The sequence below is a fragment of the Acinetobacter corruptisaponis genome (assembly GCF_030053775.1).
In the GTDB taxonomy this organism is placed as follows: Bacteria; Pseudomonadota; Gammaproteobacteria; order Pseudomonadales; family Moraxellaceae; genus Acinetobacter; species Acinetobacter corruptisaponis.
Map to the genome: position 1 here is coordinate 2143435 of NZ_CP125669.1, position 19480 is coordinate 2162914.

The 19480-nt window shown below is 44.8% G+C and carries 23 protein-coding genes, 2 tRNA genes and 1 pseudogene; 7 read left to right on the plus strand and 19 right to left on the minus strand.

The window, feature by feature from the left end; translation table 11 throughout:
• The first annotated feature begins 15 nt into the window (after window positions 1-15).
• The 3 genes from QLH32_RS10130 (at window position 16) to QLH32_RS10140 (ending at window position 3404) form a co-directional block, all read left to right on the plus strand.
• Entirely contained in the window at window positions 16-612 is a 597-nt protein-coding gene (locus QLH32_RS10130; protein WP_283266128.1) for a hypothetical protein, read from the plus strand.
• Between the two features lie 180 nt (window positions 613-792).
• On the plus strand, window positions 793-2583 hold the full coding sequence (gene argS / locus QLH32_RS10135) for an arginine--tRNA ligase (RefSeq protein ID WP_283266129.1): 1791 nt from the start codon (window positions 793-795) through the stop codon (window positions 2581-2583).
• A gap of 212 nt (window positions 2584-2795) precedes the next feature.
• Window positions 2796-3404: an SPOR domain-containing protein gene (locus QLH32_RS10140; RefSeq protein WP_267981801.1), complete on the plus strand. Its 609-nt coding sequence runs from the start codon at window positions 2796-2798 to the stop codon at window positions 3402-3404.
• 62 nt (window positions 3405-3466) lie between these two features.
• Here the strand turns inward: QLH32_RS10140 and QLH32_RS10145 are convergent, their stop codons facing one another.
• The 9 genes and pseudogenes from QLH32_RS10145 to guaA all read right to left on the minus strand — a co-directional run bounded on the left by QLH32_RS10145 (window position 3467) and on the right by guaA (window position 9786).
• Entirely contained in the window at window positions 3467-4120 is a 654-nt protein-coding gene (locus QLH32_RS10145; protein ID WP_283266130.1) for a glutathione S-transferase family protein, read from the minus strand.
• 96 nt (window positions 4121-4216) lie between these two features.
• Window positions 4217-4615, minus strand: coding sequence for an OsmC family protein (locus tag QLH32_RS10150; protein WP_283266131.1), 399 nt, complete (start codon window positions 4613-4615; stop codon window positions 4217-4219).
• A pseudogene (locus tag QLH32_RS10155) lies at window positions 4612-5560 on the minus strand (pirin family protein). The gene QLH32_RS10150 and the pseudogene QLH32_RS10155 overlap by 4 nt, the downstream one beginning before the upstream one ends.
• A gap of 150 nt (window positions 5561-5710) precedes the next feature.
• Window positions 5711-5986 carry a DUF2798 domain-containing protein gene (locus QLH32_RS10160; RefSeq protein WP_283266132.1) on the minus strand — a complete coding sequence of 92 codons (276 nt, stop codon included), beginning with the start codon at window positions 5984-5986 and terminating at the stop codon, window positions 5711-5713.
• Window positions 5987-6005: 19 nt separating this feature from the next.
• Window positions 6006-6308 carry a DUF3861 domain-containing protein gene (locus tag QLH32_RS10165; protein WP_283266133.1) on the minus strand — a complete coding sequence of 101 codons (303 nt, stop codon included), beginning with the start codon at window positions 6306-6308 and terminating at the stop codon, window positions 6006-6008.
• 21 nt (window positions 6309-6329) lie between these two features.
• A complete protein-coding gene (locus QLH32_RS10170; protein ID WP_283266134.1) occupies window positions 6330-6719 on the minus strand; it encodes a Fur family transcriptional regulator in 390 nt (129 codons plus the stop codon).
• A 14-nt stretch (window positions 6720-6733) separates the two neighbouring features.
• Window positions 6734-7261: a PadR family transcriptional regulator gene (locus QLH32_RS10175; protein WP_283266135.1), complete on the minus strand. Its 528-nt coding sequence runs from the start codon at window positions 7259-7261 to the stop codon at window positions 6734-6736.
• A 183-nt stretch (window positions 7262-7444) separates the two neighbouring features.
• Window positions 7445-8116, minus strand: a complete 672-nt coding sequence (locus QLH32_RS10180; protein ID WP_283266136.1) for an HNH endonuclease — start codon at window positions 8114-8116, stop codon at window positions 7445-7447.
• A gap of 101 nt (window positions 8117-8217) precedes the next feature.
• Complete coding sequence (gene guaA, locus QLH32_RS10185) at window positions 8218-9786, minus strand: glutamine-hydrolyzing GMP synthase (protein ID WP_283266137.1); 1569 nt, start codon at window positions 9784-9786, stop codon at window positions 8218-8220.
• A 435-nt stretch (window positions 9787-10221) separates the two neighbouring features.
• On the opposite strand from guaA, the gene QLH32_RS10190 reads away from it, so the two are divergent.
• Entirely contained in the window at window positions 10222-11448 is a 1227-nt protein-coding gene (locus QLH32_RS10190) for a DUF445 family protein (RefSeq protein ID WP_283269318.1), read from the plus strand.
• A 63-nt stretch (window positions 11449-11511) separates the two neighbouring features.
• Here QLH32_RS10190 and QLH32_RS10195 read toward each other — a convergent pair whose 3' ends face one another.
• Both QLH32_RS10195 and QLH32_RS10200 read right to left on the minus strand, forming a co-directional pair.
• Entirely contained in the window at window positions 11512-11886 is a 375-nt protein-coding gene (locus QLH32_RS10195) for a NirD/YgiW/YdeI family stress tolerance protein (protein ID WP_283266138.1), read from the minus strand.
• A 134-nt stretch (window positions 11887-12020) separates the two neighbouring features.
• A complete protein-coding gene (locus tag QLH32_RS10200; RefSeq protein ID WP_267981812.1) occupies window positions 12021-12443 on the minus strand; it encodes a DoxX family protein in 423 nt (140 codons plus the stop codon).
• 235 nt (window positions 12444-12678) lie between these two features.
• Here QLH32_RS10200 and QLH32_RS10205 point away from each other — a divergent pair, with 235 nt between their 5' ends.
• Entirely contained in the window at window positions 12679-13317 is a 639-nt protein-coding gene (locus QLH32_RS10205) for a DedA family protein (protein WP_283266139.1), read from the plus strand.
• Window positions 13318-13324: 7 nt separating this feature from the next.
• Here the strand turns inward: QLH32_RS10205 and QLH32_RS10210 are convergent, their stop codons facing one another.
• The 5 genes from QLH32_RS10210 to QLH32_RS10230 all read right to left on the minus strand — a co-directional run bounded on the left by QLH32_RS10210 (window position 13325) and on the right by QLH32_RS10230 (window position 16158).
• The gene (locus QLH32_RS10210; protein ID WP_283269319.1) at window positions 13325-13915 is read right to left on the minus strand and encodes a LysE family translocator; all 591 of its coding nucleotides are present in this window, start codon (window positions 13913-13915) and stop codon (window positions 13325-13327) included.
• Between the two features lie 209 nt (window positions 13916-14124).
• The gene (locus QLH32_RS10215) at window positions 14125-14514 is read right to left on the minus strand and encodes a hypothetical protein (RefSeq protein WP_267981814.1); all 390 of its coding nucleotides are present in this window, start codon (window positions 14512-14514) and stop codon (window positions 14125-14127) included.
• Window positions 14515-14523: 9 nt separating this feature from the next.
• Complete coding sequence (locus QLH32_RS10220) at window positions 14524-15366, minus strand: ParA family protein (RefSeq protein ID WP_283266140.1); 843 nt, start codon at window positions 15364-15366, stop codon at window positions 14524-14526.
• 81 nt (window positions 15367-15447) lie between these two features.
• On the minus strand, window positions 15448-15840 hold the full coding sequence (locus QLH32_RS10225) for a SirB2 family protein (protein WP_283266141.1): 393 nt from the start codon (window positions 15838-15840) through the stop codon (window positions 15448-15450).
• Between the two features lie 9 nt (window positions 15841-15849).
• The gene (locus QLH32_RS10230; protein WP_283266142.1) at window positions 15850-16158 is read right to left on the minus strand and encodes a BolA family protein; all 309 of its coding nucleotides are present in this window, start codon (window positions 16156-16158) and stop codon (window positions 15850-15852) included.
• 227 nt (window positions 16159-16385) lie between these two features.
• Between QLH32_RS10230 and QLH32_RS10235 the strand changes: the two genes are divergently transcribed.
• A tRNA-Gly gene (locus QLH32_RS10235) sits at window positions 16386-16461 on the plus strand.
• A gap of 45 nt (window positions 16462-16506) precedes the next feature.
• Window positions 16507-16582 (plus strand) — tRNA-Gly (locus tag QLH32_RS10240).
• Window positions 16583-16665: 83 nt separating this feature from the next.
• Here the strand turns inward: QLH32_RS10240 and QLH32_RS10245 are convergent.
• Genes QLH32_RS10245 through QLH32_RS10255 form a run of 3 tightly spaced genes read right to left on the minus strand, consistent with a single transcriptional unit; the run spans window position 16666 to window position 19425 of the window.
• Window positions 16666-17025 carry a RidA family protein gene (locus QLH32_RS10245; protein ID WP_283266143.1) on the minus strand — a complete coding sequence of 120 codons (360 nt, stop codon included), beginning with the start codon at window positions 17023-17025 and terminating at the stop codon, window positions 16666-16668.
• A 15-nt stretch (window positions 17026-17040) separates the two neighbouring features.
• A complete protein-coding gene (gene alr / locus QLH32_RS10250; protein ID WP_283266144.1) occupies window positions 17041-18144 on the minus strand; it encodes an alanine racemase in 1104 nt (367 codons plus the stop codon).
• Between the two features lie 24 nt (window positions 18145-18168).
• Complete coding sequence (locus QLH32_RS10255) at window positions 18169-19425, minus strand: D-amino acid dehydrogenase (protein WP_283266145.1); 1257 nt, start codon at window positions 19423-19425, stop codon at window positions 18169-18171.
• Window positions 19426-19480: the final 55 nt, after the last annotated feature.

A 19480-nucleotide genomic window follows, 5' to 3' on the forward strand; every position in this document is an offset into this window, starting at 1 on the left:
CAAGGTGTGACGAGAATGTCCAATCATCCAGAGACACTCCAGACTAAAATGATAGAGAAGTTTGCACAGGAATATGTCACTGCGAACTACCGTTATATTTCAGCCTATAATGAGCTGAATGCCCGTACCTCACAACGCCAGCAGGCGCTGACGATTTTCATCACCTTTTTTATTGGTCTTTTGGCCGCATTGATTGCAGCCCACAATGCAACCACCAGCCTAAACTCCCATATTGAATGGATCTTATTCGGCTTCCCTGTCGCTTCCGCCACCTTTGCATTCCTGAACTATAAATATGAACGCATCATTACCAATTTACGGCGTTTTCTCTCAAGTCTGGAACGTTATCACGATGCCCATCTCGACATTCCAAGCTACAACACTGATCAACAGTGGGTCAATGACTCCAACCACGCCCGACGTTTTCACGACTATGCCTGTGCCGTCTTGATTCTGGCATGCAACAGCATTGGGATCAGCGCATTCTATGTCCTGTTCCCACAACATATCCAGCAGTCCTATTTCGTGATTTCATGTGTGGTGGCCGTAGCGATTTTAAGCGCGGGCCTGCACTGGTTCTTACCAAAATTTGGCTACCAGACCTCAAAATAGTAGTGATTGGGAATCATAGTAGCCAGCAATTTCTTCAACCCACACGCCTGATTTCAAACAATAGATAGCCCCATTCATCTAACTACTCCATTACAACTTTAATCAATCTCTTGCCAATTTGGTGAAAACCACAAAATTTGCTATATTTAGCGTTTTTCCGCGACACTTATTTCGGTAACTATGAATACGGCAATACAATCAGCGCTTGATCATGCGGTACAATCCCTTCAACAACAAGGGGTACTTCCTTCCGATTGGACCAATACGAGCCATTTAACCCGTACCAAAGACCGAAGTCACGGAGACTTCGCCTCAAATATCGCCATGATCGGCTCCAAGCCAGCTGGCATGAAACCACGCGATCTTGCTGAAAAAATCTTGGCGGCACTCCCAGAAGTGGCTGACATTAGCAAGGCGGAAATCGCTGGGCCAGGTTTTATCAACTTCTTTTTAAATGCCGATCAGCGCTTTGCTGTGCTTGACCAGATTCAGGCACAGAAAGACCAATATGGCCGCAGCCAAGCCAATGCAGCCAAGAAAATTCAGGTGGAGTTTGTTTCCGCAAACCCGACCTCTAGCCTGCATGTGGGGCATGGACGCGGTGCAGCTTATGGCATGACCGTTGCCAACCTATTAGAAGCAACAGGTGCCAAGGTTGACCGCGAATACTATGTCAATGATGCAGGCCGCCAAATGGATATTCTGGCGACCTCAACCTATTTACGTTATTTAGAGCTTACAGGCCAAACTCTGGTCTTCCCTAAAAATGCCTATCAAGGCGACTACGTTAAAGAGATTGCACAAAGCATTATCGATCAGGATGGTGACGCACACGTTCGTCCAGTTGCCGATGTCTATAAAGATGTACCAGAAGATGTGCAATATGCGGATGAACTGGATGCAGATGGCAACAAAGTCGTTCTATCTGGTGATAAGGAAAAACATATCGATGGTTTGATTGCCAATTCACAACAACTGTTAGGTGTTGGTTATCGCGTTTTCCATCAAGCGGCTTTACATGCCATTCTAGATGACATCAAGGACGATCTCGCTGACTTTGGCGTGACCTTTGATGAATGGTTTAGTGAAGCATCATTAACCGAAAAGATTGATGAAGCACTGGCAACACTGGATCAACGTGGCTTCCTTTATGAAAAGGATGGCAACATCTGGTTTAAGTCAACCGAATTTGGTGATGAGAAAGACCGTGTGGTGAAACGTCGTAATGGTCAAACCACCTATTTTGCCTCAGACATTGCCTATCACCTGAATAAACTGCAACGCGGTTATACCGACCTGGTTGATATCTGGGGTTCAGACCACCACGGCTATATTTCACGTGTCAAGGCCGCGATTGATGCAATGGGTTATGACTCGAAAAAATTGACTGTTCTTTTGGTACAGTTCGTCAGCTTATGGCGTGGCGGTGAGATGGTGCAGATGTCATCACGTTCTGGTCAGTTCGTGACTTTACGTGACCTACGCAAAGAAGTGGGCAACGATGCAGCGCGCTTCTACTATGTCATGCGTAAGTCTGAACAACACATCGACTTTGACCTAGACCTTGCGGTTTCACAAAGCAAGGACAATGCGGTGTATTACATTCAATATGCACATGCCCGTATTTGCCGTATGCTGGAAAAAGCCGCTTCTACAGGCATCAATATTGATGCCGCAGCAGCACGTGAGCATGCCAACCGCCTAGAACTTGATGCTGAAACTGAAATCTTGTCCAAGCTTGCCGCGTATCCTGACATTCTGGTACGTGCAGCAAATGCCTATGAACCACACCAGATCGGCAACTATCTCAAGGAATTGGCTGCCCTGTTCCACGGTTGGTACAATGAACATAAGGTTTTAAGTGATGATGCATCACTTACACAAGCCCGCTTATTGCTTTCAATCAACGTACAGCAAGTGCTACACAATGGTTTAGAATTGCTTGGTGTGTCTGCTCCTGAGGCGATGTAAGCAAAGCAACTCTGTTTACGCAAAGTTGTCGCTCAGGCGGCAAGACAAGGGCTTATGCCAAAGCAAGACACTTGCGGAACAATGTTGCTTAAACTGCACAATATAAGATATACAGTAGGCATTACGGCAAGCAAAGCATATGTTAGACATAATGCCTTGTTTACCGAAGATTCAAGTAACCCATAACATAATAGAATCAAGAGGAATTTCAGGTGTTTGGAAAAACGCAACGTGGTGTATCTGAACGACCAAACAAGCCCAAGAAACCACTCATTCCAAAATGGCTGGGGATGCTTGTCGCAATTCTGGCGATTCTATGCGTGGGTGTCATGCTGATGCTTTGGCAGCCGTGGCAACCTGTTCCTACCAAGACTCAGGTGACTTCTCCACATGATCAGGAAGAGGACACCAACAAGGACTACCGTTTCTATGACCTGTTGCCACAACAGCAAGTGACGCCAATTCCTGAACAGGCTGTGCCAGAAACCAAGCAGCAGGGCAATGTGGTCATTATTGAGTCACCAAAACCTGAAACAACCACAGTGGAAAACCCTGCAAATATCACGGCAACTGAAGAAACAGTTCCAGCCCGTCCAACTTATATTTTACAGGTACGCAGCTATCCTGATCCTGACAGTGCCGATGCCCGTCGTGCCGAAATTATCTTGAATGGCTTATCTGCCGATGTGGTTAAAACAGTGGAAAATGGCCAGACATGGTACCGTGTTTTCTCTGGTCCTTATGATAGTCAGGATGCGGCACTGGCGGCACAACAAACCCTGCAACACAGCGGTATTGACTCCATCGTGATCAAGCGTTAATAAATTTAGAATTAAAAAGGGGAAACGATATGTTTCCCCTTTTTTCTATTTTATATCTGGCTTTAAGCACATTGAGAGTGCAGGCTTTTCTGCTCAGCATGCTGAAACGCTGGACGTTGCTGGACACGCTGGACAAAGGCCTGAATATTGGGATATTTTCCATGCAGCCGATTTTGAATCGCAATCAGTGGAAAAGCCATTTGAATGTCCGCAAAGGAAAAATCGCCCGCAAAATATTCATGTTTCGCCAAATATTCTTCCAGGTAGAGAATATGCTCTTTTACCCGCGGACGCACAAAGCCTGCCTTGACCCCATCAGTGATCCTCTGTGCAATCGGACGGATGACCCAGGGCACATGCTTGCTTACACTATTCATCACCAGCGTCATGACCAGCAATGGCATCAGCGACCCCTCGGCATAGTGCATCCAGTAGGAATACTGACGCTGTTCTTTGGGATGTGGCGGCTTGAATTGCTGCTGTTCATCATATTCCTGCTGTAGATAATCCAGAATGACTGCCGACTCAACAATCACCTCATCATCATCGACCAGAATCGGGGCTTTTCCCAGTGGGTGGATTTTCTTTAAACTTTCTGGGGCGGCGTAGCTGGATGTTCTTTGGTAGTACTCAACCTGGTAGTCCACACCAAGCTCCTCTAATGCCCACAGAATCCTGAAAGAACGTGAGCATTGCAGATAATGTATGGTAATCATTTTTGTGCCTGCTTTGTGCGACGCAACTGCCGTGTCCATCCCTCTGACAATTGCGTTTAGAATTATATTTTGCTCAAGCACAATAGCACTTTAGTCTTAAACAATCATGGTCTGAATGTCTAAACTACGTAACAAAGTTTTAGTGACGGGCGTTTTACTACACACATTAAGAAGTTTTTCTTTTAAGTCTTGTGAAACAGGTTGTTTAAATATTACCCGACGTTCAATCCGTTCCTGTTGCTCACGATTGCTATGGAATTCAACCTCAACGCTAAACTCGCCCAAATCTATATCCTTATGCTTGGCATACATCCGCAAGGTGATCATGGTGCATGATGCCAAACTGGCGCTCAGGAAATCATAAGGGGCTGGACCTGTATCATGCCCACCAAATGCTTCTGGCTTATCTGTCAGATACTGGTGTATTCCACTGCTCACCTCTCCTTTCCAGGGTTCAGGCAATGTTTGAACGTTTGCACTCGCAATTATACTCATTTTGAAGCCCTCATTTGATCAGGCAAGGCAGGTGCTTCCAGTCGTTTACCTAGATAATCAGGAATTTCCCCAAAACGCGCATGATGGTTGATCCAGTCCTCACGTGCCTGTTGCAAGTCCTCCATCGTACGCCCAACAAAATTCCACCACAATAGAATTGGTGATTCGAATGGTTCACCACCAATCAACAACAGGCGATGGCCCTCAATCAATTCAACCTCAATCTCAGTTAACCCTGTTTCCAGCACCACCATATTATCGGTATTCAGTTCATGGCCATTGACCCGAGCGGTGCCCTCAAGTGCCATAAAGGCATATTCAAACTCTGGATTAAGGGGGGATACGGGTTCTGGTATTGGCCTGTGCGGTCAAGTCCACACCCACCAATGCTGTATGCACCTGAACAGGCGACACGGTTTGTAAAAACTCCCCCACAAGCACCGTAAACTCAACCTGATCCTTGCTGACCACAGGTAATTCTGGATAATGCTCAAACTTGGGCTGCATATCGCGCTTGGCATCAGGCAAGGCAATCCACAACTGTGCCGCGTGCATTTTGGTTTCAGTATCAGGTGCCACCTCGGTATGTGAAATTCCATGCCCCGCTGTCATCAGGTTGACCTGTTTTGGACGAATCAACTGCTTTGAACCAAGGCTGTCAGTATGCATCATGGTACCTTCAATCATCCATGTGAATGTCTGCAAGCCGATATGTGGATGAGGTCCAACATCCAGGCCATCACCCGCAGCAAAACTGACAGGCCCCGCATGGTCAAGGAAACACCATGCACCCACCAGACGCTTGTGGCGGCTAGGCAGGGCACGCTTGATGACTGTCCCCTTGCCAATTTCGGCTGAACGTATGGTGAATTCCTGAATAAATTGGTTGATGTAGGTTTCGCAGTCTTTTGAATCAGAAATATCGTAATCATTATTATTGCTCATGATATCGCTCTCTTTTACCTATGCTGTTGCAATGAGTTGTTTTATTGATCTTAGCAACACAAACCCCATTCAATATAGTCTTTTGGTAATACGCAGAGTGTTATGCATGGGACAATCCTGACTCAGGACTGATAATCAGCATTCTTTCGCTCAGTGGGGTGGCATCTCCACAATCAGGCTCGTTAAGCGTCGCACCAATGGCAAGAAAACCAGCACCACAGGATAGGCAATCGCCCAGGAAAACATCCAGGTGGCAAGCCATTGGTTGATAAAACCCGCGTTAAAACCCATATTCATAAGCAGGTTAATGAATGATATGGTTCCACTCATTAAACATGACAAGAATAAAGGTATAATCCAGCCTGCATACTTTGCTGGCAGCTTGGCCATAAATCGTTTTTTTGTTGTCAATTTTGACCTCCCCATTTCCTGTTGCCATTCATCATCATGCTGATTTCTTCACCTGCTGTTTTAGGTTTTTCATAAACTGGCCAAACTGGGGGAAAAATTCTTCAAACAGGGGGTGATCACGATTTTCCAGCATGACCTCACTAAATAGTTTCAGACCAACCGCAAATGATGTGGTGGTTTGATCGTTAAACAACTCCGCTTTTCTCAAACGCTCGACGACCTCAAAAATATCATCATGGTTGCCCGTATAAAATTCCAGACGCTCCGTGTAGGTTGAAGCCAGCCCTTTCGGGTCCTTTAAATGCTGTACGGTGACATGATATTGATGTTGTTTCATAATGTTCTCCAATATGCCTTTTTAAGCACTTTCCTTAATTTCGACCTGCATCAGGTCAACTTGATATTGCTTAAACACAACTTTCAGCGACTGTAAAAATTGTGCCTGCTTTGCTGTGGTTAAATCTGTACAACGAATTTGCAGCAGTTGACTTTTAGACAAGGTGGGGAGGTTAAATTTCGTCTCGGCACGATGAAACTGATCACTGGCAAGCAAACCTGCCACCACCAAATCACTGACCACACGATAGACCGTTGCCAAACTTAACTGCTGCTTTTGTACATGCAGTTGCTGATAGATTTGCTTCACCGTAAGGTCTTCTGTTTGCTGTGCCAATAAGGACAAAACCGCCATACGTGGATGCGTTACCCTTAACCCTGCCTGCCTGATTTTTTGCTGTAGCTGTAACATCGCTTGCTCCCAACTTATAGGCGTCCAATCGCAATTGCAGCCTGATCAATTTTTTCAGCAATTTGATAAATCTGCTCCTGTTGCAAGTCCGCGATATTCAGCTTTAAACGCAGCGCGGTTTTTAGATTCTCCATCGCACGATGAATCTCAATCAGTTGGTCATTGTTGTGAATCTCACGTCGCAGTCGCAGCTTTTCCAATAGCCCATCCAGCATCTCCTGCTGCTCTTTCAGGTAAGCCTCGCCATATTCGGTCACCTGATATTGCTTACGTTCGGCATCACGTAGTGAAATAAAATTCATTTCTTCCAAACTGGTCAGTGTTGGATAAATCGTGCCTGCACTTGGGCTATATCCATCCCCCACCAGATCACTAATTTCCTTAATAATTTCATAACCATGTTTTGGGCTTTGCTGAATCAAATGTAAAACCAAAAGCTTCATTCGCCCTGATTCAAACAAGCGTCCACGGCGGCCTGTGCGGTGATGCTCTCGATGATGTGTATCGTGTTCGCTTTCATGATGATCTGATTGATGTCTCATCTTTATTTTTCTCATATTGCACAATTTATGCTTATTAAGATATATCTTAAATAATCTTATAGCAAGATAAGATATATCTTTAAATTCTAACACCTTGATATTGAGTGAGTTATTTATTTCTAAAAAGGTATCTAAAGATGAATAAGCAATAAAAAAGGATGCTTACACATCCCTGAAACATAGTTATTTTCTGAAAATCATTTCTTGATGATACTCTAAATACCCTGCGTGCTTATTAGAAAATTGATGCTTAGTTTTCTCAGGTATTTGAAAGTAATCTATATCTGGCTGATTGAGTTCAGAAGAGATCAGTATTTTTCCATCAGTTTCAAAGCTTATAAATCCTTTATCAAACAAAGCATCATAATTAGGAGTTAATAGTACTCCATTGTACGAGTCAACCCTTTCATGATAAGTACTCTGGCTCCAAGGTTTAATATGAGAAGCTATTAATAAAGTCTTTATTGAACAGCCGCTAATACAACATCCACTCCATAGCTTGAATAAGCTCTTCCTAAACTTATTTTGAACAATTCTGATATTCACTATTTTTTTCTGTTCACTGCTTAAATCACCAAGCTCAACTTGTTGATCAATTTCTACAAATTCAGTTTCCTTTAAATAACTTTCAAAGTGTTTCAAGGAAGCGGAATACATATTATGTCCCTGAATATTCTTTTCTTTAAATAGCTGATTATTTTCTAAAATATATTTATACGCATAAAAATCATAAAGTGTATTTGGAATCTCCATCTCCTCAATCCAATTTGGCATAGTTTTATAAATTGCCGTTGAATATGATTGAGAAGATTTCAAAGATAATCCTTTATTTCTTAACCATTGATAAAAATCCATTTTTCATCTAAAAACTAATCTAGTTGATTTAAAATACAATATTTTTAATGAAAAAGGACGCCTAAGCGTCCTTTAGCAATCAATTTTCTTCAAAAAGAAAATCATTCCCACTCAATCGTTGCAGGTGGCTTAGATGAAACGTCATAAACCACACGTGAAACATCTTTAATTTCGTTCATGATACGGGTTGAGATTTTATCAACCAATTCATACGGTAAGTGTGCAAAACGAGCTGTCATAAAGTCAACCGTTTCAACTGCACGAAGCGCAATCACCCATGCATAACGGCGACCATCACCTACAACACCCACAGATTTCACAGGCTGGAATACTGCAAAGGCTTGCGCAGTCTTGTCATACCAACCACTCACACGAAGTTCCTGCATAAAGATGTCATCAGCAAGACGAAGAATGTCAGCATATTCTTTCTTCACTTCACCCAAGATACGCACTCCCAAACCTGGGCCTGGGAATGGATGACGGTAAATCATGCTGTGCGGCAAACCAAGGGTTGTACCGAGTTTACGCACTTCATCCTTAAACAGGTCACGCAATGGCTCAACCAGATCAAAAGCCAAGTCTTCTGGCAAACCACCTACGTTATGGTGTGACTTGATCACGTGTGCCTTACCCTGTTTGCTTGCAGCAGATTCGATCACGTCTGGATAAATCGTCCCTTGTGCCAAGAATTTCACGCCATCAAGCTTACGTGCCTCTTCCGCAAACACTTCGATAAATTCACGGCCAATGATCTTACGTTTCTTCTCAGGATCAACTTCACCCGCCAATGCGGTTAAGAAACGTTCTTCAGCATCAGCACGGATCACTCGGATTCCCATGTTGTCCGCGAACATCTGCATCACCTGGTCGCCTTCGTTTAAACGAAGCAAACCATTGTCCACAAACACACAGGTAAGCTGGTCACCAATCGCCTTATGCAACAATGCGGCAACCACAGATGAGTCCACACCGCCAGACAAGCCCAATAGAACCTTTTCATCACCAATTTGTTTACGTAATTGTTCCACACGTAAATCAATAATGTGTTCTGGTGTCCAGAGACCACGGCAACCACAAATTTGATGCACGAAATTAGAAAGAAGTTCCGCACCTTTCGCGGTGTGAGTCACTTCTGGGTGGAACTGCACCCCATAGAAACGGCGTGTTTCATCACTGACCGCAGCAAATGGGCAGCTTGGTGTGCTTGCGGTTACCTTGAAACCCTCAGGAATTGTGCTGACCTTGTCACCATGACTCATCCAGACATGAAGCTGGTTTTCACGATCCTGCAAGTTGCCAATCAACTGGTCACGCACCAGAATGTCAACCTCGGCATAGCCAAACTCATGTACCGTACCTGGCTCCACCTTACCACCAAGTTGCTCAGACATGGTTTGCAGACCATAGCAAATACCCAGTACTGGCACACCCAACTCAAACACCACCTGAGGTGCGCGTGGGCTACCCTCCTGATGCACGCTCTCAGGACCACCTGACAGAATAATCCCGTTTGGATTAAATGCGCGAATATCCTCCTCAGACATATCGAACGCATACATTTCAGAGTAGACACCCGCTTCACGTACACGACGTGCAATGAGCTGGCTATATTGAGAGCCGAAATCCAGAATCAGGATACGATCTTCAGTAATTTGAGTATTGGTCGTCATGGCGAATCATTAAAGGCAAATGAATTAAGCGCCATATTCTAGCATTTTTCACGCTTTGACGCACCGCAATTCATCATCTATCTTATTTTTTAGCTGTGGTTGTCAATCAGGCCTGATATTTAAACCAAAATCTCAGCCAAACATGCGGATAAAAGAGAGTTAAATCAACAATTCTTGCCCATTCTGCTCAACACAAAGCAAAAATTGGTGCTAAGATGTTGAGTTAGAGATGCGTTACCATGGAAAGGTATTCAATCGACTACATCGTTTCCTTTTTATGGGATGGCGATGTCCTTGAGCAAAGGAAAATTAAAAAGCCTATAAGGGAAATTGGTGCATCGCCAATGTCCTAAAATATTTCACTATCATCTATGGCTTGCCCATTCACGGGCAACAATTAGGACTTGAAGGACCAATACAATAATGTTTCAAGAAATGATTGCGGATTTTCAACAGAATTTCTGGTTATATATTTCAATCCCGTTTATCAGTGGTTTTATTGGCTATGTGACCAAAGTGATTGCAATTCAAATGATGTTTGCACCACTTGAGTTTAAGGGATTAAGGTTATTTGGTCTTCCAATTGGATGGCAAGGGATTGTTCCCCGCAAGGCTGAAAAGATGGCAACCACTGCCGTTGAGCTAATGACCTCCAAGTTGATTAAACCACAGGAAATTTTTGCCAGACTCGACCCCAAGCGTATCGCCCAGGAAATTGAAAAACCCCTGATGGCCGCTGCCGAAGACATTACCCGCGAAGTTGCACAGGAATACCATCCTGGTTTATGGGAAGGCATGCCAGAGTTTGCCCGCAAAAAGCTGATCAAGCGTGTACAGGACAAAGCACCTGAAATTGTTGAGCATATCATGGGCGAGGTGCAAAAAGATGTCATCAAATACTTTGATATTAAACACATGGTCGTGAGCAACCTGCTCAAGGATAAACGACTGCTCAACGAGATCTTTAAAAAAGTTGGCAGGCAAGAGTTTAAGTTTTTTAGCAATATTGGCTTTGTGTTTGGCTTTGCGATTGGCGTGGTGCAAATGGCGGTATGGGTCGTTACCCAGGGGAAATATCCCTGGTTATTGCCAATGTTTGGTGGTTTTGTCGGCTTTTTTAGTGACTGGATTGCTTTACACTTGATGTTTAGACCACTATACCCAAAAAAAATCATGGGTTTCACCATGCAAGGTTTATTTATTAAACGTCAGAATGAGGTCGCTGCCGATTATGCAGCATTGATTTCCAAACAGTTGCTCACCTCCCGCAACATGATGGAAGAGCTGTTTTCTGGCACACACTCAGACAAGGTGATTGAACTGGTCAGCCGCCATGTTAAGCAGGAAATTGACTTACAGGCAGGTATTGTTCGCCCACTGGTGGTGTACGCGATTGGCGGTGAAAAATATCAAAACCTTAAGACCGAAGTGGCTGAACGTATTTTACAGCAACTGCCAGAAACCATGCGTTATGTGGAATCCTATGCTGAAGATGCCATGAACATTCGTAACACCCTGATTGAACGCATGCAACAACTGAGCCCTGAAGAGTTTGAGGGAATGCTCCGTCCTGCATTTAAAGAAGATGAATGGTCGTTGATCATTGTGGGCGCGGTGCTAGGTTTCCTTGTTGGGGAAATGCAGATCCACTTTATGCTGTAAATCTAAAATCCGTACAATTAAAAATAGGGAGCAATTGGCTCCCTGTTTTTTATGATTTAAAACTTAATGAGCATGTGCAACCTTTTCAATGCTGATCACCTCAACATCGGTTGGTTTATAGCGATGTGTATCCACCTCACCCACCAGACGCACATGGTCACCTACTTTCAAACCTGCCTTACGCCAGATGTCATCATCCACCTCAACGTTGATTGAACCACTTGCATCCTTAAATTCGTAATGGTCACTCTGAAGATGCTTCACAATCTGGCCCGTTAAGGTTACGCCTGTTTCATCAGCCAGCTTGGCCGCCTGAGTGGCTGTAACCACATTTTTGGCCGCTTCCTGCACAATGGCTTGGTCAGGTTTACCAGCCCAGGTGGCCATTGATAAAGCTGTCAACAACACAATGCCACAGCCCGCAATCATTTTTTTCATTTTTACCTATCCTGTATTAAACTCTTATGATCTAAACAGAAATTTATTGTTCTGTCGGCTTAAGTTTGTAATCAACAGTAAACTTTATTTATGTATATACCTAACCCCGCTAACAAAAGCGGGATTGCTGTTCACTACTTTTCAATTACATGGTCAAGACTCAAACGACCTGCGCCATACAGCATCACATAAAGTAGCCCACCCGCCATGACAACATTCTTCATGAAATTAATCTGCTGGCTATGATCCGTTGAATCATGGAACAAGAAAGCCGTTAAGACACTAAAAACTGCCAAGCCAAAGGCAGCAAAGCGTGCCTGAAAACCAAACAACAGGGCTAGGCCACCGCCAAACTCAACTAAAATGGTGAGGGGTAACAGCGCAGCAGGCACCCCCATCGATTCCATATACTGTGCAGTTGCAGCATAACCTGTAATTTTACCCCAGCCAGAGATCAGGAAAATTTGTGCGATCAAGATACGCGCCACCAGTGTCACAATATTCTCAACGCTCGGCTGTGTGACGATATTTTTTACAACGACATTCGGATTAAACATGATCAGCTCCACACTGTTTATTTTTTAACATGACAACAGTGTAGGAATGTTTTATTTTGCAATAAACAGCATATTTGTGAATACATCATTCCATATTTGCAACAAAAAAGTCTTTTTCGCCTCAATCCATCATTTTTCAACCACACTGTAAAGTTACCAATAATTTTGCTTTTTATACTGACTTTCCCTAAAGGCACTGCTAGGATTTAGCTCAAATTTATTGTATTCACATTTTATGGAACTCATTGATTTTATTCTGCACGTTGACGAACATCTTTTAGAGTTCATTACCAATTATGGCATATGGATTTATGCCATTCTGTTTTTAATCATCTTTGTTGAAACTGGTTTGGTGGTGATGCCCTTTTTACCAGGCGACAGCCTGTTGTTCGCTGCGGGTGCGCTGGCTGCGTCAACGGGTGCCATGGACCCATGGGCACTCGGTATCCTGCTGTTTATCGCAGCGGTATTGGGTGATACCGTCAATTACCATATTGGCCGCTACATTGGCCCGCGTGTATTTGAAATCAACTCACGTTTTATCAATCAGCAGCACTTGATCAACACCCAGCAGTTTTTTCAGCGTCACGGTGGAAAAACCATTATCTTTGCTCGTTTTGTGCCGTTTGCACGCACCTTTGCACCTTTTGTTGCGGGTGCAGGCAGCATGAACTACAAGTTTTTCCTGACCTATAATGTGGTTGGCGCTTTCTGCTGGGTTGCCTCTTTCATTACCCTCGGTTATTTATTCGGAAACATGCCAATTGTGAAAGACAATTTCACCCACCTCATTTTTGGCATCATCATTATCAGTATCCTGCCAGGTGTGATTGGTTTTATTCGCCAAAAACTGAATAGCCGTAAAGCACAATAATTCAAGCCTAGAAGAAACGAAAGATCATTGGCAACATACACATCAGCAGCAGCATGGCCGATCCTTTATATAAATGGTCGGCCTTGATTCCAACCAGGCTACCTGCCAGCAAGGCACGGCCAAACACCATCCAGAAGATTGAAACAGGGATCAGCACTACACTGAACACCGCAAACACCAGAACTGTATTCTCTACCGAGTCCCATGTTTCACTAGGAAAAATCCCTGCCGCCAGCAGCAAGGTTTTAGGGTTTCGCAAGGCCGAGACAAACAACTGCGGCGTTCGGATATGTGGATGATGCTGGTCATGTTTTTGCAGGTGTGAACTTTTCCATAAATGAAAGGCCAGCCATAACACATAGGCCACACTGGCAATATGCAGAATGTGGGTGAGTGCTGGCCAGATGGGATGGAACAAATGAATAAAGAGTGCCCACAATCCGATGCCATAGACATAGCCCAACCATTCCATAGGAATAAACGGCAGGGTTTTCAATACACCTTGTTGATGGGTTGAACTGGCGAGTAAAGCATTGGTCGGCCCAGGAATCAATAACACCGCGATCATCGCAAAAACAAAAAACCAACTCTCAATCATAGACATACCGAATAACCCTACATGCCCGCCACCTTAAACGAATTTGGGACAAGAACACAAATTTTAGGATGTTGTATGAGAGGGAAAATACGCAGAATCAGTGCTTTAAAATTTACAATATATTGATTTTATTAATTATTTTTTGAAACATTTTGCTAAAATTTAGTTATATGTCACCGTGGCAAACCACGGTGACAGAAGATCAACACTTATGATTTTGGACGTTGCTTCACAATAATTGGACAACCCTTGAACTGTGCCGCCTGCACAATGGCATCCTGCTGTCCAAGCACATTGGCAAGCTCGGTATTCTTGGTGTTCATTGACTGCCCCATATTGACCGAGATGGATGGACCAAAACCCCATCCGCCCTTGCCCCAGCCACCACCGAGTCCAACACCCACGCCCACACCTGTACGTTTTGGTGTCTGCACGCCATTGTCGATATACTGCTGGATACGGTTGTACTCTGCCTGCAACTGCTGGCAATTGAGCGACTGGTACTGGGTGGGTGACACGTAGGCTGGTTTAACCGTCGATGCACAGGCACCCAACAACATACTCGCCGCCAGCACAGGCATCCAATATAAGCGTTTCATAAGATTCTCTTATTTCTTTGACTCAATCTCATTGAACAGCGTGACATAAGCGACGGTCAATTTATGTTCAGATGCCAAATGAATCAAGGGTAAATTCTTCTGATGTGATTCTTTCATCAATACTGATGGCGGCAACATGCTTTCCAGCACAGGTAAACCATCATCCTTTAACTGCTGAACCACTTCACGGGGAAGTTTTGCCTGAGACTGGAACTGATTGACCACAATCCCTTCAATCTCCAAGCGATCATTATGATCATCTTGGGTTTCGATCACATTTTCAATCAAAGTTTGTAACGCACGTTTTGAGAACACGTCACAGTCGAATGGAATCAGCACGCGGTCTGCCGAGATCAGCGCAGACAGGGTAAAGAAGTTAAATGCTGGTGGTGTATCAATAAAGATACGGTCATAGCGGGCGCTGAGCGCCTGAATAGAGTCACGTAATTTATAAATCTTGTGCTTGCTCTCCAGCGCATGCTCCAGCGCACCCAGGCTTGGGCTGGCAGGAATCACGTCCAGATTTGCGAAAGCGGAACGGTGCACATAGCTGTCCAGTCCCTTGCCACGGGGTGCTTTTAAAATCGAACCAATGGCATTGCCAATCAAACCCTTTTGCTGCGTGGTTCCCAGCACATCGTCAAAGAAGTTTTCAATGTTTGGCTCCAATGCTGCCTTATCGGCAGAATAGGTGGCATCTTCACCCAAAAGGTACTGGCTTGAGTTTGCTTGTGGATCAAGGTCAATCACCAGGGTTCTTAAGCCCTGTTGAGCACTGATCGCCGCCAGATTGACCGCAATACTTGATTTCCCCACACCGCCTTTTTGGTTAAATACCACACGAGTTAACATGATTTCCCTCTAACAAGATTTTTGTAAACTGCACGCAGTTTAACCTAGAGCCAAAACAATTACTAAAACAATGTCAAACAATTACGCAAAAACTGGTTTAATGATGACCAGCCCCAGAATCCCCACCAGCGCCACCGCACCGATCAATAAACCAGCACGCCGCTGCACCAGCAAGATACTGTCATCTTTCTTGTAGGTTTTGATCAGGGAAGACCACAACACAAAAAATAGAATGATCTTGGCATAAAACCATGGCTGTACATCAAATTTATTCATAAACAGTAGAACCGCACCCGTCACAATAATCAGGGTGAGGGATAGATGCTGTAATGCCACAAAACCTTTACGCGCATGGCTGTTGGGCTGCTGGTCCCTGACACCCATATATAGGGTTGCCGCACGGGTAAAAAATACCAGAATCAATAGACTTACAGCCGACATATGAACAATTTTAGTGAGTAAATGTGCGTCCATCATTGATCCTTAGTTTTTTGGTGCATGGGCACATTCAGGGCTTGCAGATGCCTGCCCCTGCCATTCCGCTGGAATATAGGCGTGAATTGCCAGTGCGTGAATCTGCCCAGGACTCATCAACCCTGCCGCGACGGCATAGACCTTTTGATGGCGCTGTACCAGACGCAGCCCCTGAAACTCCTCACTCACCACAATCACCTTAAAGTGGGATTCCTTGCCTGGGAAATATCCCCCATGCCCTGCCGACTCATTGATCACCTCAAGATGGATGGGTGTCAAGGTTTGTAAACGTTCAATCAACTGTTGTTCTAAATTCATCGGTCACTCTGTCAGGTCAGATTGAGATAGCTGCCAAGTATACATGACTGAAAGTGGTGGGTCTGTTGAGATTTCACAGCGACTTCGATGTCTGGATCACCCAATCCTAAGCAAAAGTGCGTTTTTCCTAGTTTTTAGGCTGAAAATGCTTTTATTTTATGCAATTAAGCAATTTCTTTACATAAAGTTATTGACCGTTGTTTTGCTTAATGTATTATAGCTGGCACGCGGGAATAGCTCAGTTGGTAGAGCATAACCTTGCCAAGGTTGGGGTCGCGAGTTCGAGTCTCGTTTCCCGCTCCAGATTGGTTTTTTTAAGTGTAAGTTTTAGTAAAAACTGCTCAATATGCGGGAATAGCTCAGTTGGTAGAGCATAACCTTGCCAAGGTTGGGGTCGCGAGTTCGAGTCTCGTTTCCCGCTCCAAATTTAAAAGGCCCTAGTCAAATGATTAGGGCCTTTTTTTTGTTTTAGAAATTTAAATGACTGCAAATTTTAAAATGACTGTATTATTTCTGCGCTGCAATGACCGCAATCTCAATTAACCATTTTGGATTGACCAGATCAGCCTGGATTGTGGCGCGCGAGGGTGCAACATGCCCCTTTAACCAGTCTACCCAGATCGCATTCACAATTGGAAAGTCTGAAAGATCCTTTAAAAATAGCTGGGCCGACAGTAAACGAGATTTATCGGTATCTGCCAAAGCCAAAAGCTGCTCAATGGTTGCCAGTACTTCTCGGGTTTGCCCCTCAATATCCAAATCGGCATTCTTAGGTACCTGCCCTGACAAATACACCACCTTGTTAAATACCGTTACAGCACTCATCACTTCAGTGGTGTTGATTTTCTGAATATCTGAATTTGACATCATGACGTCCTTATTTTATTGCTGGTTTATAAATGTGACACGCGCAGTGACACCACACATCAGCTCATAGCCCACTGTACCTGATGCTGCCGCAACCTCGTCAATTGCGAGAACTGTTCCTGTACGGGATTTACCCCATAGCACCACTTCACTGCCCACCTCAGCATCAGTGACTGGGGTGAGGTCAACCGCCAGCATGTCCATGCTGACACGGCCAATGGTCTGGGTACGGATGCCATTGACCAGCACGGGTGTACCTGTTGGTGAAATACGCTGATACCCATCCGCATAACCGCATGCGACAATGCCAATGGTCATGGCTTGGCCCGCCACAAAACTTGAACCATATCCCACACTTTCATTGGCATTCAACCGCTGGATGGCAATGATCTCACTGCGCAGACTCATGGTTGGTGCAAGTCCCCAGTCCTGTATGCTGTGTCCTGGATAGTCTGGCGAGCTTCCATACAGCATGATGCCACCACGAACATAATCCGACTGAATCTGATGCGGATATCTTAGGATGGCGGCACTGTTACTAACCGACCTTTCACCTGGCAAGCCCTGAATGGTGGTTTCAAACTCCGTCAGTTGATAGTCAATCCCCTGATCTCCAAAACGGTCTCCATCAGCATCCGAGAAATGCATCATATGGGTGATCGTGGCAACATGGGCGGACTGGCTCAACTGCCGCCAGATTTCACGGTATTGCTGTGGCTTAAACCCTAATCGGTTCATTCCACTGTTCATTTTCAGGAAAATATCAAACTGGGCTGGATATTGATGTTGCTCCAGCCAGACCACCTGCTGCTCACTATGCACAGTAAAGCTCAATTGATACTGTGCACAGTCAAACAGGTCCTGAGGCGAGAAAATTCCCTCAAGCAGCAAGATGGGTCCTGTCCAGCCCAAGGCACGTAAAAGCTTTGCCTCATCAATATCGAGCAAGGCAAAACCATCTGCTGTCTTGAATGATTCATAAACGCGTTCAATACCATGCCCATAGGCATTGGCTTTCACCACAGCAAAAACCTTGCTCTCTGGTACAGACTGCCTGATCACCTCCAGATTTTGGCACAGTGCCTGGGTATGGATCACCGCGGTAATTGGACGTGGCATACTAAACTTCCTTGTACAAAAGCATTACGCCGCGTGTGAGTAACGCTGGATTGACAGACCATCAGTACTGATGTCTGGATGATGATTCAGTACCAGATCACTCACCAGTTTTCCTGAACCACATGCCATGGTCCAGCCTAAAGTACCGTGGCCCGTATTCAGGAACAGATTTTTGTATTTGGTTGCACCAATGATCGGTGTGCTGTCTGGTGTCATTGGACGCAAACCTGTCCAGAATGATGCCTGCTTCAAGTCTCCACCTGGGAACAGGTCCTGGGTGACCATTTCCAACGTTGCACGACGGTCATCATTCAAGCCCAGATTAAAGCCACTTAACTCTGCCATGCCACCGACACGGATCCGCTGGTCAAAACGGGTAATCGCAACCTTGTAGGTTTCATCCAGCACAGTAGATTGTGGGGCAAATTTTGGTTCAACAATGGGAATCGTTAATGAATAGCCTTTAACAGGATAAACAGGCAAATTTAATTCCAGCGGTTTAAGAAAATCACGTGAATAGCTGCCAAATGCCAGCACAAAGCGGTCTGCGGTCAGGATAGCGCCATTGACCATCACCCCCTTGACCTCATCCCCCTCAACGATCAGTTTCTCGACATTTTGATCAAACTTAAACTCGACACCCAAGTCTTGGGCAACTTTTGCCAAAGCATTGGTAAATAGATAACAGTCACCTGTTTCATCATTGGGCAAATGTAAACCACCCACCAGTTTATCGGTGTGGGCCAGTGCAGGTTCAACACTGCCAAGCTCTTCGGTATTGAGTAAATTAAAATCCACACCACATTCTTTCAATACCTGAATGTCGCGTTGTACCGCCTCAAGTTGCGCATCACTACGAAAAACCTGTAGCGTCCCTTTAGAACGGTTTTCATAGTGAATACCCGTTTGTACCCTTAAATCACGTAGACAGTCACGGCTATACTCCGCAACACGCATCATGCGTTCCTTGTTCACCGCATAGCTGTGTGGATTACAGTTTTTTAGCATCTGTGCCATCCACTGCAACTGCCACATACTGCCATCAATATTGATTGCCAACGGTGCATGATGCTGGAACATCCACTTGACTGCCTTAAATGGGATACCAGGTGCTGCCCATGGAGTTGAATATCCAGGGGAGATTTGGCCCGCATTGCCAAAACTGGTCTCCCTGGCAGGACCTGACTGACGGTCAAGCACTGTCACCTGCGCACCTTGCTGTGCAAGATAATAGGCACTTGCCACACCAATGACGCCACTTCCTAAAACGATTACGCGCATAATGCTTCCCTCGCGCCCACACTAGTTTATTTAACTAGTATATTTTTGCATCAAT